The 13,235-nt window shown below is 58.4% G+C and carries 14 protein-coding genes; 8 read left to right on the top strand and 6 right to left on the bottom strand.

Going from position 1 to position 13,235, the window contains the following annotated elements:
- Window positions 1-10 precede the first annotated feature (10 nt).
- Complete coding sequence (locus IEX10_RS00490; protein ID WP_188669869.1) at window positions 11-1,015, bottom strand: hypothetical protein; 1,005 nt, start codon at window positions 1,013-1,015, stop codon at window positions 11-13.
- Between the two features lie 512 nt (window positions 1,016-1,527).
- Here IEX10_RS00490 and IEX10_RS00485 point away from each other — a divergent pair.
- Both IEX10_RS00485 and IEX10_RS00480 read left to right on the top strand, forming a co-directional pair.
- The gene (locus IEX10_RS00485) at window positions 1,528-2,304 is read left to right on the top strand and encodes a hypothetical protein (RefSeq protein ID WP_188669868.1); all 777 of its coding nucleotides are present in this window, start codon (window positions 1,528-1,530) and stop codon (window positions 2,302-2,304) included.
- Complete coding sequence (locus IEX10_RS00480; protein WP_188669866.1) at window positions 2,238-4,394, top strand: Hint domain-containing protein; 2,157 nt, start codon at window positions 2,238-2,240, stop codon at window positions 4,392-4,394. The genes IEX10_RS00485 and IEX10_RS00480 overlap by 67 nt, the downstream gene beginning before the upstream one ends.
- A gap of 152 nt (window positions 4,395-4,546) precedes the next feature.
- On the opposite strand, the gene IEX10_RS00475 is transcribed toward IEX10_RS00480, so the two are convergent.
- On the bottom strand, window positions 4,547-5,305 hold the full coding sequence (locus IEX10_RS00475; protein ID WP_188669864.1) for an enoyl-CoA hydratase: 759 nt from the start codon (window positions 5,303-5,305) through the stop codon (window positions 4,547-4,549).
- Window positions 5,306-5,574: 269 nt separating this feature from the next.
- Here IEX10_RS00475 and IEX10_RS00470 point away from each other — a divergent pair, with 269 nt between their 5' ends.
- The 3 genes from IEX10_RS00470 to IEX10_RS00460 all read left to right on the top strand — a co-directional run bounded on the left by IEX10_RS00470 (window position 5,575) and on the right by IEX10_RS00460 (window position 7,987).
- Window positions 5,575-6,453, top strand: coding sequence for a TIGR01459 family HAD-type hydrolase (locus tag IEX10_RS00470; RefSeq protein ID WP_188669862.1), 879 nt, complete (start codon window positions 5,575-5,577; stop codon window positions 6,451-6,453).
- A 108-nt stretch (window positions 6,454-6,561) separates the two neighbouring features.
- Window positions 6,562-7,017, top strand: a complete 456-nt coding sequence (locus IEX10_RS00465) for a MaoC family dehydratase (RefSeq protein ID WP_188669860.1) — start codon at window positions 6,562-6,564, stop codon at window positions 7,015-7,017.
- 25 nt (window positions 7,018-7,042) lie between these two features.
- Entirely contained in the window at window positions 7,043-7,987 is a 945-nt protein-coding gene (locus IEX10_RS00460) for a bifunctional riboflavin kinase/FAD synthetase (protein WP_188669858.1), read from the top strand.
- Window positions 7,988-8,019: 32 nt separating this feature from the next.
- Here IEX10_RS00460 and IEX10_RS00455 read toward each other — a convergent pair whose 3' ends face one another.
- Window positions 8,020-8,691, bottom strand: a complete 672-nt coding sequence (locus IEX10_RS00455; protein WP_188669856.1) for a DUF2161 domain-containing phosphodiesterase — start codon at window positions 8,689-8,691, stop codon at window positions 8,020-8,022.
- 62 nt (window positions 8,692-8,753) lie between these two features.
- On the opposite strand from IEX10_RS00455, the gene IEX10_RS00450 reads away from it, so the two are divergent.
- Entirely contained in the window at window positions 8,754-9,224 is a 471-nt protein-coding gene (locus IEX10_RS00450) for a YcgN family cysteine cluster protein (protein WP_188669853.1), read from the top strand.
- Window positions 9,224-10,276: a threonine aldolase family protein gene (locus tag IEX10_RS00445; RefSeq protein ID WP_188669851.1), complete on the top strand. Its 1,053-nt coding sequence runs from the start codon at window positions 9,224-9,226 to the stop codon at window positions 10,274-10,276. Before IEX10_RS00450 ends, IEX10_RS00445 begins: the two co-directional genes overlap by 1 nt.
- A 73-nt stretch (window positions 10,277-10,349) precedes the next feature.
- Here the strand turns inward: IEX10_RS00445 and IEX10_RS00440 are convergent, their stop codons facing one another.
- Both IEX10_RS00440 and IEX10_RS00435 read right to left on the bottom strand, forming a co-directional pair.
- Window positions 10,350-11,141 (bottom strand): alpha/beta fold hydrolase, encoded by a 792-nt coding sequence (locus tag IEX10_RS00440; protein ID WP_188669849.1) that lies wholly within the window; start codon window positions 11,139-11,141, stop codon window positions 10,350-10,352.
- Between the two features lie 5 nt (window positions 11,142-11,146).
- On the bottom strand, window positions 11,147-11,743 hold the full coding sequence (locus tag IEX10_RS00435; RefSeq protein ID WP_188669848.1) for a 2-hydroxychromene-2-carboxylate isomerase: 597 nt from the start codon (window positions 11,741-11,743) through the stop codon (window positions 11,147-11,149).
- Between the two features lie 147 nt (window positions 11,744-11,890).
- Between IEX10_RS00435 and IEX10_RS00430 the strand changes: the two genes are divergently transcribed.
- Window positions 11,891-12,901, top strand: a complete 1,011-nt coding sequence (locus tag IEX10_RS00430) for a ribose-phosphate pyrophosphokinase (protein WP_188669845.1) — start codon at window positions 11,891-11,893, stop codon at window positions 12,899-12,901.
- A gap of 65 nt (window positions 12,902-12,966) precedes the next feature.
- On the opposite strand, the gene IEX10_RS00425 is transcribed toward IEX10_RS00430, so the two are convergent.
- A complete protein-coding gene (locus IEX10_RS00425) occupies window positions 12,967-13,200 on the bottom strand; it encodes a DUF1127 domain-containing protein (protein ID WP_188669844.1) in 234 nt (77 codons plus the stop codon).
- Window positions 13,201-13,235: the final 35 nt, after the last annotated feature.

The following is a 13,235-nucleotide window of genomic DNA, read 5'->3' as shown; positions in this document are numbered from 1 at the left end:
AGCTGCCAGCTTAGTTCATCGTCTCAGCAAAAGCCCTGCGCGCTGCTTCAAACACCGGAACAATCGGGCGTGTCACTGTGTTGCGGTCTGCCAATATCCGGCCATTCTCACACAGGTGGATCGCAAGGCGCGGGTTAATTCCGACGTCATCATAATGCAGCGCCCGCTGTTCGCTGATCCAGCCCTTGCGCTTCACGCCGCGGAAAACCTGTAAAATACGGTTGATGGCCTGAAGCGTTGCAAAGACCTCTAGATAAGAACGATAGGATTCCCAACTGCGGTCTTCACCGCGTCCGTATTCCTGCTTTATGATCGACACCATCGTATCCGCCTGAAGCGGCCAGTTTTCATCCGCGACCAGCCATGCGAAATCTTCGGCACCATGACGCAGGCCAGCATATTCAAAATCGAACCACCGGATTTTTCCGGTTTCATCGGTGGCCGCGTTGCCTGCCCTGCAATCCCATTTGATAAAGCGCCGCTCTGGTGTTTTGACGATCTCGGCCAGCGCATCCATATCATATTCAGGAATCGGCTGGCCCAGTTTCTTCGCAACCCGCGCCGGATCATTCACAAACATTTTGATCCATCTGGAGCTTAGGAAACACGATTTCAGATCCTGCGGCAGGGTTGATGCATTGCCCGCCACATGCACATCAAACAGAGAGCGTACGCTGTTCACCGCGACATCTTCCCAATCGGACACATCCTGCAAACGTATGTATTGCCCCAAGCGGTGCTGACCCACATCCGTCTGAAACATCACATCCCCGTCCATCGCCAGGAAACCTGCGCAGGACGTGGTGTGCTTCGTCAGCTGCTCAAGAATATGCGCCTCGGCTTTGGTTTCTTCCAGACTGTCGCGCCGCGTGGCGATGATTGTTTCATCGGTGAAAACGATCCGAATGCTCCCGCGTTTGCGCCCCCCCGGCGCGATGACCTTCAAGACACGCTTTTCAAACAGGCGTTCTGCCCGCTGTGCGATGTCAACTCCGTTCCAGATTTGCTCTACCATAATGACTCTGTCGAATTAGTTCTGTCCGCGCTGTATGGGGACGGTTTAAGTCTAAATTGTGGCAAATACCGCCACATTTGCATGCAAAGCGGCTCAAAAGCGGCGAATCGCAGCATACGTGTGCTTTTTGCAATAGCCTTATGCGCTTGAGGATCAGAACCATTGTCCACGATTGAGAGACAAAGAACCGTCCTCAACCGCAATGTTCCCAAAAAAGGCAGAAAATATCGAATTATGGCAAAATTTGTCCAAAATTGGGCAAAATTGGACGGTTTTCCTTGAGTTTTGATCCAAGTGCTGTGTAACTGGGGACGAGAATTTGCGGCAACTCAAGAGTCCATCTGTTCGGATACGTTGCTTCTAATCGATATTTTCGTTCTTCGCCGGAAACGGACCGGTCGAACCAGCATGATGAGTGGAGTTTGTAATGAGTGATGTAACGGACGCAACCAAAGACGACACATATTCGACTGCCGGAACAGGCGGCACGGGTACTGGCGGGACCGGAACAGGTGGCACGGGTACTGGTGGGACCGGTACAGGTGGCACGGGCACTGGTGGGACCGGTACAGGTGGCACGGGTACTGGTGGGACCGGTACAGGTGGCACGGGTACTGGTGGGACCGGTACAGGCGGCACTGGCACTGGTGGGACCGGTACAGGCGGCACTGGCACTGGTGGGACCGGAACAGGTGGCACGGGTACTGGCGGGACCGGCACAGGCGGCACTGGCACTGGTGGGACCGGAACAGGTGGCACGGGCACTGGTGGGACCGGCACAGGTGGCACGGGTACTGGTGGCACTGGCACTGGTGGGACCGGTACAGGTGGCACGGGCACTGGTGGGACCGGTACAGGTGGCACGGGTACTGGCGGGACCGGAACAGGTGGCACGGGTACTGGCGGGACCGGAACAGGTGGCACGGGTACTGGTGGGACCGGAACAGGTGGCACGGGTACTGGCGGGACCGGAACAGGTGGCACGGGTACTGGCGGGACCGGAACAGGTGGCACGGGTACTGGCGGGACCGGAACAGGTGGCACGGGTACTGGTGGGACCGGTACTGGCGGGACCGGCACAGGCGGCACGGGTACTGGTGGGACCGGTACAGGTGGCACTGGCACTGGTGGGACCGGTACTGGCGGGACCGGAACTGGCGGCACGGGTACTGGCGGCACAAAAACGGCTGCTCCGGTTGACGGCACCAGCGGCGACGACATTATGCTGCCCGGCTATGTTGATGAACAATGCGACACCATTGATGGCGCTGACGGCGACAACGATGTGATCTACGCCTATTCCGGCAACGATATTGTTGATGCGGGCGACGGCGATGACACCGTCTACGGTGGAAATGGCAACGATGTGCTTGCTGGCGGCACCGGCACCAACACGCTTTATGGCGGTGACGGCGATGATGTCTTCGTCGGCGGCGAAGGCTCTGACATTTTTGAAGGCGGCGAAGGTCAGGACAATCTGGACTATTCCAGCAGCGGTTCTGCTGTGACTGTCGATCTTTCCTCCGGTTCCCTTTCAGGTGGCGACGCTGACAATGACAGCATCATCAGCGGCATCGACGGGGCAATTGGTTCGGACTTTGACGATACGCTCATCGGATTTGATCAGGAAGGCACCTCTTCCTCTGACACGTTCACCAACGAATTTTTCGGCGGCAAGGGCGATGATTACATCGAAGGCAAAGGTGGCGATGACCGGCTTTACGGTGGTGAAGACAACGACGAGATCTATGGCGGCGGCGGTGACGACCTTATCGAAGGCGGCTCGGGCGACGACAGTGTTGACGGTGGCAGCGGCAACGACGAGATTTACGGCGAAGACGGTGACGACATCCTGCGCGGTCGCGCTGGGAATGACACGCTCTTTGGTGGCAACGGCGACGACGAATTGTTCGGCGGCGGCGATGGCGACACGCTTTACGGTGGTGACGGTTCTGACACAGCAACCGGCAGTGCAGGCGATGATGTGATCGACACATCCGGTCCCGTGGATGTTGCAAATGACATCGGCACACCTGATCGCGGATATCCTGGCCTTTATGATGATGACGCGGATCCAACCAACGACATGGACACGGTCTATGGTGGTGGTGGTAACGACATTATCACCACAGGCGACGATGCGGATAGCATCTCTGGTGGTGCTGGCGATGATTCCATCTACTCTGGCATCGACGACGATGCGATTGACGGCGGCAAAGGCGACGATCTGATCGTTGGTGGCGAAGGCAACGACGTGATCGAGGCTGGCGCTGGCGACGATGTGGTCTACGGCGGGCTGGAAAGCACGGATATTCTGGATATCCCGGACGAAACCGACCTGCGCCCAGACAATGGCATGGACACGATCTTTGGCGGTGACGGTGATGACGTTCTCTATGGCCGCGACGACGACGATGTAATCTACGGCGGTGCGGATGACGACGAAATCTATGGCGGTATCGACGATGACACCATGTTCGGTGACAGAGGCGACGATATCTTCGGCGGTGGTCACGGTACGGATGCAGCTTACGGCGGCGCAGACAAAGATACGTTCAACTACGACTCTGCGGAAGATGCGATTGGCGATATCGTAGACGGTGGCAGCGGCGGCGATGACTACGATACGCTCGACCTGTCGAATGTCGGTCACTACAAGATCATCAACGAGACTGTTGATCCGGATGGCGACTCCACCTCGGGGACTGTCCAGTTCATCGACCGTCCGGGTGGTTCTGTCACCGGCGAGCTGACCTTCACCGAGATCGAGAACATTCTCGACACGACACCTCCGCCCTGTTTCACACCGGGTACGCTGATTGCGACCATGCAAGGCGAGAAGCCGGTTGAGTCACTTAAGGTCGGGGATCGGGTGATCACTCGGGACAATGGTGCACAAGAGGTTCGCTGGATCGGTTCCAAACCAATGACAGGGGCCGAGCTGCAAGCCAGCCCGCATCTGCAACCGGTTCTGATCCGCAAAGGCGCGCTTGGCAACGGGCTGCCGGAACGGGATATGCTGGTCAGCCAAAACCACCGCGTTCTGGTGAACAACGCCGAAGTCGGCCTGCTGTTCAACGAACCGGAAGTTCTGGTCGCTGCCAAGCATCTAGTGAACGCAGACAAAGGTGTCTCGTTGGTGAGCGCTTCACACGCTACCTATGTGCACTTCATGTTCGACCACCACGAGGTTGTTCTGTCCGATGGCGCATGGACCGAAAGCTTCCAGCCGGGCGATCAGGCGATGGCCAGCGTATCCGCCGAACAGCGCGACGAGATCACGGAGCTTTTCCCTGAACTCGCCCATGCACAGGGCCGCGAAGCCTATACGTCCTCGCGCCTGTCGCTGAAGGCTTTCGAAGCCAAGATGTTCAAATAAAAGAGATAACCCGTCCTTTATGCAAATATCGGACGGGTTTTTAGTGACGTGCCGTTCCGGCCCACCGGAGCGGCACATTTGACTCACTTACGCGTAGGCCCGCCCAGTTGATCTGTGCGGGCCGTCGTTGTTTGTGGGCAGCCGGCGCTGGTTCAGGAATAATTCGGCGTGCGCTTTTGCATGATCGCGGCCACTGTTTCGGCAAATTCCGGAGAGCGGAGCTGCTCTACAAACACCTTACCTTCCGCTGCCATTTGCGCGGCCACCTGATCACGCTGGTTGCGGATCAATTCCTTGGAGCGTTGCAGGGCGACAGGCGCGCTCGCCGCGATGTGAAGCGCGATCTTGCGGGTTTCTGTGATCAGATCGTCATCCGCAAACACGCGGGACACCAGCCCGTAGTCATGGGCCTCCTGCGCGCTCAGCTTACGCCCAGCCAGCAGAATATCATTGGCCACGGCCATCCCGACAGAGGCCGACAACAGCATCGAAGACGCCGCCTCCGGCACCAGACCAAGTTTGACAAACGGCGCATCAAAGGTGGCCGATTGAGCCGCATAAGCCAGATCGCAGTGCAAAAGCATCGTCAGCCCGATCCCGATTGCAGGCCCGTTAACAGCGGCAATCACTGGCTTGGGACAGGTAGAAATCGCGTTCAGGAACCGCCCCACCGGCGGAACGTCCTTGGCGCGATCCGACATGGAGAAATCCTTCAGATCGTTGCCAGCGGTAAAGTAATCTTCTGCGCCGGTCAGGATCAGCGCCCGCGCTTCGTCCTGTGCCGCGTATTCTTCCAGCGCATCTGCCATTTTGCCGTACATGGCCTGCGTAATCGCGTTGCGCTTTTCCGGCCGCGTGATGGTCACGGTCGTCACACGATCCTCTGTGTGAACGGTGATATGGTCTGTCATCGAAGTATCCTGTCTCTGCGCCGCCTGTTTCTGGGCGGCAATGGCAACCGGCCGGACCGGCGGGGCGAGGCCTTTGGGTCCGGGCGTTGAAAGCCTAATCCGGTTCATTTTTTCCCACAACCCGCCTGACTACACGTCATATGGCACGACTTTGCAGTTTTCCCCCGAAATACTGGTCAAATTCTTCCACAGCCCCCACATCTAGGGAAATTGACCTTGCCAAGACCGCCAATCTCGCAATGATCGCGCCAAACAGTGAAGGGGCCACCATGACACGTATCATCGAAAATCTCTCGGAAATATCCGCCAATTATGACGCCGTGTTTTGCGATCTCTGGGGCTGCCTGCACAACGGCCAGCGCCCTTTTGCCGAGGCCGTGCGCGCCCTTGAAACTTACCGCGACAGCGGCGGTATTGTCCTGTTGCTGACGAACTCCCCCCGCCCGGCCCCATCCGTAGAAGTCCAGCTTGACGGGATCGGCGTGGCGCGTGATCTGTACCAATCCGTCGCCACCAGCGGCGACAGCGCCCGCGCGGCGCTTGCATCGGGGCATTACGGCACCAACGTCTTTCACATCGGGCCGGAACGGGACTTGCCCTTCTTTGCCCCTGACCCGTCGATCCCCGGACTGGAAAACATCAACCGCGTGCCGCTTGATAAGGCCGAAGCCATTGTCTGCACTGGATTGTTCGACGACCAGACCGAGACACCGGACGATTACGCCGCCATCTTTCTGGAAGCCAAAAACAACGGTCTGGACCTGCTCTGCGCCAACCCTGACATTGTGGTAGATCACGGCGACAAGCGGATTTACTGCGCCGGTGCGCTGGCAGCGGAATACACGGCGCGGGGCGGCACTTCCCATTATTTCGGCAAACCCCATCCGCCGATCTATGACCTCGCCCGTCGCCGCCTGTCAGAGGTCGCAGGCCGCGAAATAGAAAACCGCCGCATCCTGTGTATTGGCGATGGCATCCACACAGACATCCTTGGCGCGATCAACGAAGACATGGACAGCCTGTTCATCTCTGGCGGTCTGGCAGCCGAAGAAACCGCAACCGCACCACAGCCCGACCCGCAAAAGCTTGAGACGTTTCTATCGTCCCACAGCCTTAGCCCGGCCGCCACAATCGGGCACCTGCGGTAATTAAATTACAAGAAACGGCAGCTTGCGGAACATATGTTGCGCAAGCGCCTTGCCTGTCGCTGCAATTCGATCTAGTCAGAAGAAACAGCAGCCACAGGACAGAACGCCATGCCAGACAGTAATTCCGTCGCGCCCCAAATCGGAACCATCTTTGTGGAAGATATGGAAGTGGGCATGTCCCGCGCCATCTCTAAAACCATTGGCGACCGCGAGATCGAGATGTTCGCCGAACTCAGCACTGACCACAATCCGGTGCATTTGGACGACGACTACGCCAAGGACACCATGTTCAAAGGCCGGATCGCTCACGGTATGCTGTCGGCCTCGCTGATTTCTGCTGTCATCGGGGAACAATTGCCCGGCCATGGCACGATCTATATGAAGCAGGATCTGAAGTTCACCGCCCCCGTGCGCCCTGATGCCAATGTGACAGCCACTGTTACTGTGGCTGCAATTGACGCGGCCAAACGGCGGGTTACGCTTGAATGTGTCTGCACAGTGGGCGATACGGTTGTTCTGAAGGGTGAAGCGCTGGTTCTCGCGCCGAGCCGTACCCAGACGTAACGGGCACAGGCCCGTCCAAGGCCATATGCAAAGACACCAGACTTTCCGCGATCTGCCCGAAACTGCCAAAGGCGCTTCTGTTGCGATGGGCAACTTTGACGGGGTGCACCTTGGTCACCAGTCTGTGCTGGCGCTGGCCCGCGCGGCGGCTGGCGAACTCGGCGCGCCGCTCGGTGTGGTCACGTTTGAACCCCACCCCCGCCGCCTGTTTCAACCAGACGCACCCGCCTTTCGACTGATGTCCGCAGAAACCCGCGCCAACCGGTTTGATAAACTGGGCCTTGATCACCTTTACGAGATTCCGTTCAACAAAGAACTCGCCGCGCTCCCTGCCGAAACCTTTGTTACGGACGTGCTGGTAAAGGGGCTTGGCATCAAACATCTGGTGGTCGGCGCTGATTTCCGCTTTGGAAAGGGGCGTAGCGGCGATGTGGACTTGCTGGCCGAGATGGGCAAAACCCACGGCTTTGGCACCACCATCGCGCCGCTGGTGAATGATGCGCAGGGGGATTACTCATCAACCGCCATCCGCGCGGCCTTGTCCGAAGGCCGCCCGCAGGATGCCACGCGCATGCTCGGCCACTGGCACCGCATCGAAGGTGTGGTGGAAAAAGGCTTCCAACGGGGCCGCGATCTCGGCTTCCCGACAGCCAACATTCCGCTGACCGATCTGCATTTGCCAAAATACGGCGTCTATGCGGTGCTGGTAGATGTGCTCGACGGTCCGCACAAGGGCCACTACCACGGGGCTGCCTCACTGGGCGACCGACCCACATTTGCTGACAATGACATCCCCAACCTTGAAGTCTATCTGTTTGACTTCAAAGGCGATCTTTACGGCGCGACCCTGTCCACGGCACTGGTGGAATTCCTGCGCCCCGAACTGAAATTCGACAGCCTGGACGATCTGATCACAGCAATGCAGCAAGACTGCGCCAAAGCCCGCGAAATTCTGGCAGCCCACGCCTAACCCGTTTCAATGTTCCAGAAATACTCAAACCCTTACGCTTTCAGCAAAGCGACCACATCCGCATAGGTCTCTAACGCTTCTGCCCCGATTGGCCGCAACGTATAAACCCCGCGCTCGACCCGCTCGAACCAGCCGTAGTGATCCGATTGCAGGATCGCCGCGGCCTTTACTACACCCAATTCCTTACGCGCCACCGCCGGTTTCACGGTGCCAGCCACTGACAGATGCAGCGCCAGACGCAACGCATCCTGCCGGTAAGCCGTGATAATCTTGCGCTTGGTCTGCCCGCCGGTGTTGGGATCGCCCACACGGTTTTGAAATTCCTTTAACAACAACTCCCGCCGCCGCTTCATCTTGCGCGGCGCATATGGTCCCGGGTCCACATGCACCAGCACCGCCCCGTTGCGCACACTCATCAACCCCAACCCCAGACGCCGACACAGCCGCACCGCATCCTTCACCTGCCCGCGCCATCGGGCGGTTTTCCCCGCAGGCACCGCCACATAAACCGCATCGGTGATCGCCTGCCGGTCCACACCCTGCATCAACAGCGCCAGCGACAGTTGCAGCTTCAGCTCCACCACCACAGGGTCTTCACCGCCGCGCACCGCCACCACATCGCAGTCGCGCACCTCGGCTTTCACCTCATACCCCTGCCCTTCCAGAAAGGCTTTGACTGGTTCGTAGAGATCGGTTTCCCGCATCAACTGCTCCGTTTTTTCTGTTTACCCTAGACAATCCGGCCCAACGGCTCAAGAACAGGGGCATGAGCGAACACATCAAACGGGGCCAACTGGCCAAGAATTTCTGGCGCACCACCGATCTGGCGGACATGAGCAAACCCGAATGGGAAGCACTGTGCGACGGCTGCGGAAAATGCTGCCTGTTGAAACTGGAAGACGAAGACAGCGGCGATCTGGCCTATACCAATATTGCCTGCCGCCTGTTCGACGACAAATCCTGCTCCTGTGGCAACTATCCCCTGCGCAAGCAAATGGTTGCGGGCTGCGTTGTGCTGACACCGGAAAACATCGAACGCAACGCCCACTGGATGCCCAGCACCTGCGCCTATCGCCTGCTGCACGAGGGCAAACGCTTGCCCGCGTGGCACCCGCTGCTGACGGGTGATCAAGGCAGCACAGCCCAAAGCGGCAATTCGGTTGCAGGCCAAACAGTGCCCGAATATGACGTAGAGGAAGAGGATTACGAAGACTATATCGTGGAAGGGTTCCAATAATGTATTTCGCATCAGACAACGCCGCCCCCGCCGCCCCCGAAGTGATGGAGGCGCTCGGTAAAGCCAACGAAGGTTACGCCAGTTCCTACGGCAACGACGAAATCATGGACCGCGTCACCGCCCGCATCCGCGAGATATTCGAGGCACCAGAGGCCGCCGTCTATCTGGTCTCCACCGGCACCACCGCAAACGCCCTGTCCCTATCTGTCCTGACCCAGCCGTGGCAGACCGTCTTCTGCCACCGCCACTCCCACATCGAAGAAGACGAATGCGGCGCGCCGGAGTTTTTCACTGGCGGCGCAAAACTTACCCTGCTCGAAGGGGCCGACGCCAAGATCGACGCTGACCAGTTCCGCAACCGCGCCGAAAGCACTGGTGTTCTCGGCGTGCACAACATCCAGCGCGGCGCGCTTTCAATCACCAATGTCACCGAAATGGGCACGGTCTATACCGTCGATGAAATCTCCCGCTTGTGCAGCACGGCAAAGGAACTGGGCATCGGCACCCATCTTGATGGCGCCCGCTTTACCAACGCGCTCGTCGCCCTTGGCTGCACCCCTGCGGAAATGACATGGAAGGCCGGTATCGACGTGGTCTCCTTTGGCGGCACCAAGAACGGGCTGATGGGCGTGGAAGCGGTGATCATCTTTGATCCGGCCAAAGCGTGGGAGTTCGAGTTGCGCCGCAAACGGGGCGGCCACCTGTTTTCCAAACACCGCTATCTTTCGGCCCAGATGGAAGCTTACCTGACAGATGACCTCTGGCTCAAACTCGCCCGCCAAGCCAACGCCGCCGCCGCACGGCTAGAGGCCGGCCTGACCCGCACCAACAGCTTTGAAATGCTCCACCCGAGACAAGCCAACATGTTGTTCTGCGGCATGACCCGCGCGGCCCATGAAAGGGCCCAAGCTGGCGGCGCCATCTACCACCCCTGGCCCGGAAACCACCCCGCAACAGGCCCGTCAGACGAAATCCTGACCTGCCGCCTTGTGTGCAGCTGGTCCACCACAGACGCAGAAATCGACGAATTCCTCTCGCTGGTACAAGGCTAGACCAACCCCAAGCTCTTTTTGGGGAAAATATCCGCGCCGCAGGCATCCCTCCCATCGGGGAGGGACCGGTCCGTCACAAATCCCAGAACCCGCGCAGGCGCTTGGCGCAATCGGCGGCGTGGGTGATGGGCAGCATATGCCCCGATCCGTCCAGCGCACCAAGATCGCAGTGCGGCATGGTCTTAGAAATCACTTCTGTCACGGCTGTCATCACTTCGGGGCTGTCACCGCCGCGCATCACCAGTGTCGGGCAGGTGATATCTTCCAGTTCGTGCAAGCGCATCCGGATTTCGCTGTTGTCGATGATCGCGAGGTGCTGTGCGGGGATCACCCACATCCGTTCGGACATCACCTTGCGGGCCACGTCGGGCAGACGTTCCCACTCTCCGGGGAGGCCCCAGCGAGTCAGGAACAGCTCTGCCGCTTTCATCATGTCACCCTCGGCAATGGCGATATTGAACGCGCCTTCATCGGATTGTAGGGATTCATAAGCCGGATGGTCCGCATCCCGCAGCAACCCGAAGTAAACCGGCTCAAACAACACGAGCGAGCGCACCAGATCGGGGCGCAGCGCTGCAAGACGCAGTGCCACCGTTGCCCCGAAGGAATGCCCCACCAGATCCTGCGGGCCGCCTGATTCTTCGATCAGGGCGATACAGGCCTCAACGCATTGGGTCTGATAATCCCGTGCCGGATCGGGCATCGCGGATTTCCCCTGTCCGGGCAGATCCACCGCAACCATTGTCATCTCATCGGCAAAATGCTCCATCAGGGGAAGCAGGCTTTTACCTGATGACAGGGAACAGTGGATGAACAGGGCCTTGCGCGGCCCCTGTCCTGCGGTTCTGGTGTAACATTCCGGCACGTGACTTATCCTATTTCTGACAGGTAATCGTCCAGATAGCTTAGACGATCTTGGCCCCAGAACACTTGATCGCCCACAACGTAGCTCGGTGCACCAAAGACGTTGCGTTGCAAGGCTTCTTCGGTGTTTTTCTCAAAGGTTTGGGCGCCGGCCAGCAACCCGCTGTCCGCCAGTTTGGGATCAAACCCCGCCTGTTCCAGACAGGCGCGCACCACATCATCTTGCGCCACGTCCTTTTCTTCGGCCCAGCAGGCCCGCAGGAAACTGTGGCACAGCGCACCAAGATCACCGCCCCCTGCGTCCTGTGCGGCGATCAGTGCATAACAGCTTGGCGCTGCATTGGTGGGGAAATGGGCCGGTTTGAGGTTGATCGGCAGGTCATTGCGTTTGGCAATCCGCGCCAGTTCCTGCATCCGGTAAGCCTGCCGCGCGGGGTGGCGCTGTGCGGGCGGGGTGCCGCCGGTCTGTTCAAACACCTGCATGAGGTTGAACGGCTTGTAGGTGATCGTCGCCCCGTGCTTTTGCGCGACCTCTTCAAGGCCGGTGCCTGCGAGATAGGCAAAGGGGGAAAGCGTGATTGTAAAATAGTCGATATGGGCCATGCTGATATGTCCTTTGTGGCATTTAACCCTGCTTAGCCCGCCAAATTCCCTATGCAAACCCCTGACGCTTTGCTATGGCCTCGCCTAACAGAACTGTTACGTACCACCTGCCTGTAACGTCCAATCCGCTGCTAGGGACCCTCTGCCATGAAATCCAATATCGAGCCGAAACTGATCGCCGGTAATTCCAACAAAACCCTCTCCGAGGCGATTTCACGGCGCATGTCCATGCACCGTGGCAAGGCGGTGAAGCCGGTCGACGCCCGGATAGAGCGTTTCAACGATCAGGAAATCTTTGTCGAAGTCTATGAAAACGTGCGCGGCGAGGATATGTTCATCATCCAATCCACGTCCAATCCGGCCAATGACAACCTGATGGAACTGCTGATCATTTCGGACGCGCTGCGCCGGTCTTCGGCGGATCGCATCACGGCTGTGATCCCTTATTTCGGTTATGCCCGTCAGGATCGTCGCACCAAGGCGCGGACTCCGATTTCGGCCAAACTGGTGGCCAACCTGATCGCTGAAGCGGGGATCGAGCGGGTCTTGACCATGGATCTCCACGCCACGCAGATTCAGGGCTTCTTTGATATTCCGGTGGACAACCTTTACGCCGCCCCTGTGTTTGCGCTGGACGTGAAACACAATTTCGGTGATCTGTCCGATGTCATGGTGATTTCACCGGACGTTGGCGGTGTGGCCCGCGCCCGTGAGCTGGCCAAACGGATTGGCGCACCTCTGGCGATTGTGGACAAACGCCGCAATGCGCCGGGTGAAATTGCCGAAATGACTGTGATCGGGGATGTAACCGGCAAGAAGTGTATCATCGTAGACGACATTTGCGATACTGCGGGTACATTGTGCAAAGCTGCCGATACGCTGATCGAAATGGGCGCTAAGGAGGTTCACTCCTATATCACCCACGGCGTTCTGTCCGGCCCTGCGGTAGAGCGGATCACCAATTCGTCGATGAAGCAACTTGTGATCACCGACAGCATCCAAGCCACTCCGGCTGTTGCCGCCTGTGACAAAATCCGCATCGTTCCAACCGCGCCGATGCTGGCACAGGCGATTATGAACATCTCTAATGGCACCAGCGTTTCGTCCCTGTTTGACGAAGAAACGCTCGGCCCGATCTACGACGGCCACTATAAATAAGTGAATAAATCAAGGCCGGACTGCGGAGGTAAACACGCGGTCCGGCCTTTTCCGTTCGGCCCGTTTTAGCGGCGCCAGAACGGCTTCCGGGCTTCGAGATAGACCTGTTCAAGGCTCAGCCCGATATCCTCACGGCGGTGCTTTTCCATATGGCGCAGGATCGTTCGCGCCTGTTTACGCTCTTTCCAGACCAGCACCAGATAGGCCACCTTCAGGGCGAGCCCTGCAGTGAAAGGGATGGTTGCGCGCGAACAGAGATCCTCTGCCAGCGCGATGTGACTTGCGTTTGCTTGTGGCATACCGCGCTCCATTTTTGTGTTGATACAATTTGTAC

The organism is Neptunicoccus cionae (assembly GCF_014643735.1).
GTDB lineage: Bacteria > Pseudomonadota > Alphaproteobacteria > Rhodobacterales > Rhodobacteraceae > Amylibacter > Amylibacter cionae.
This window is presented reverse-complemented; position numbering and strand designations above follow the sequence as displayed.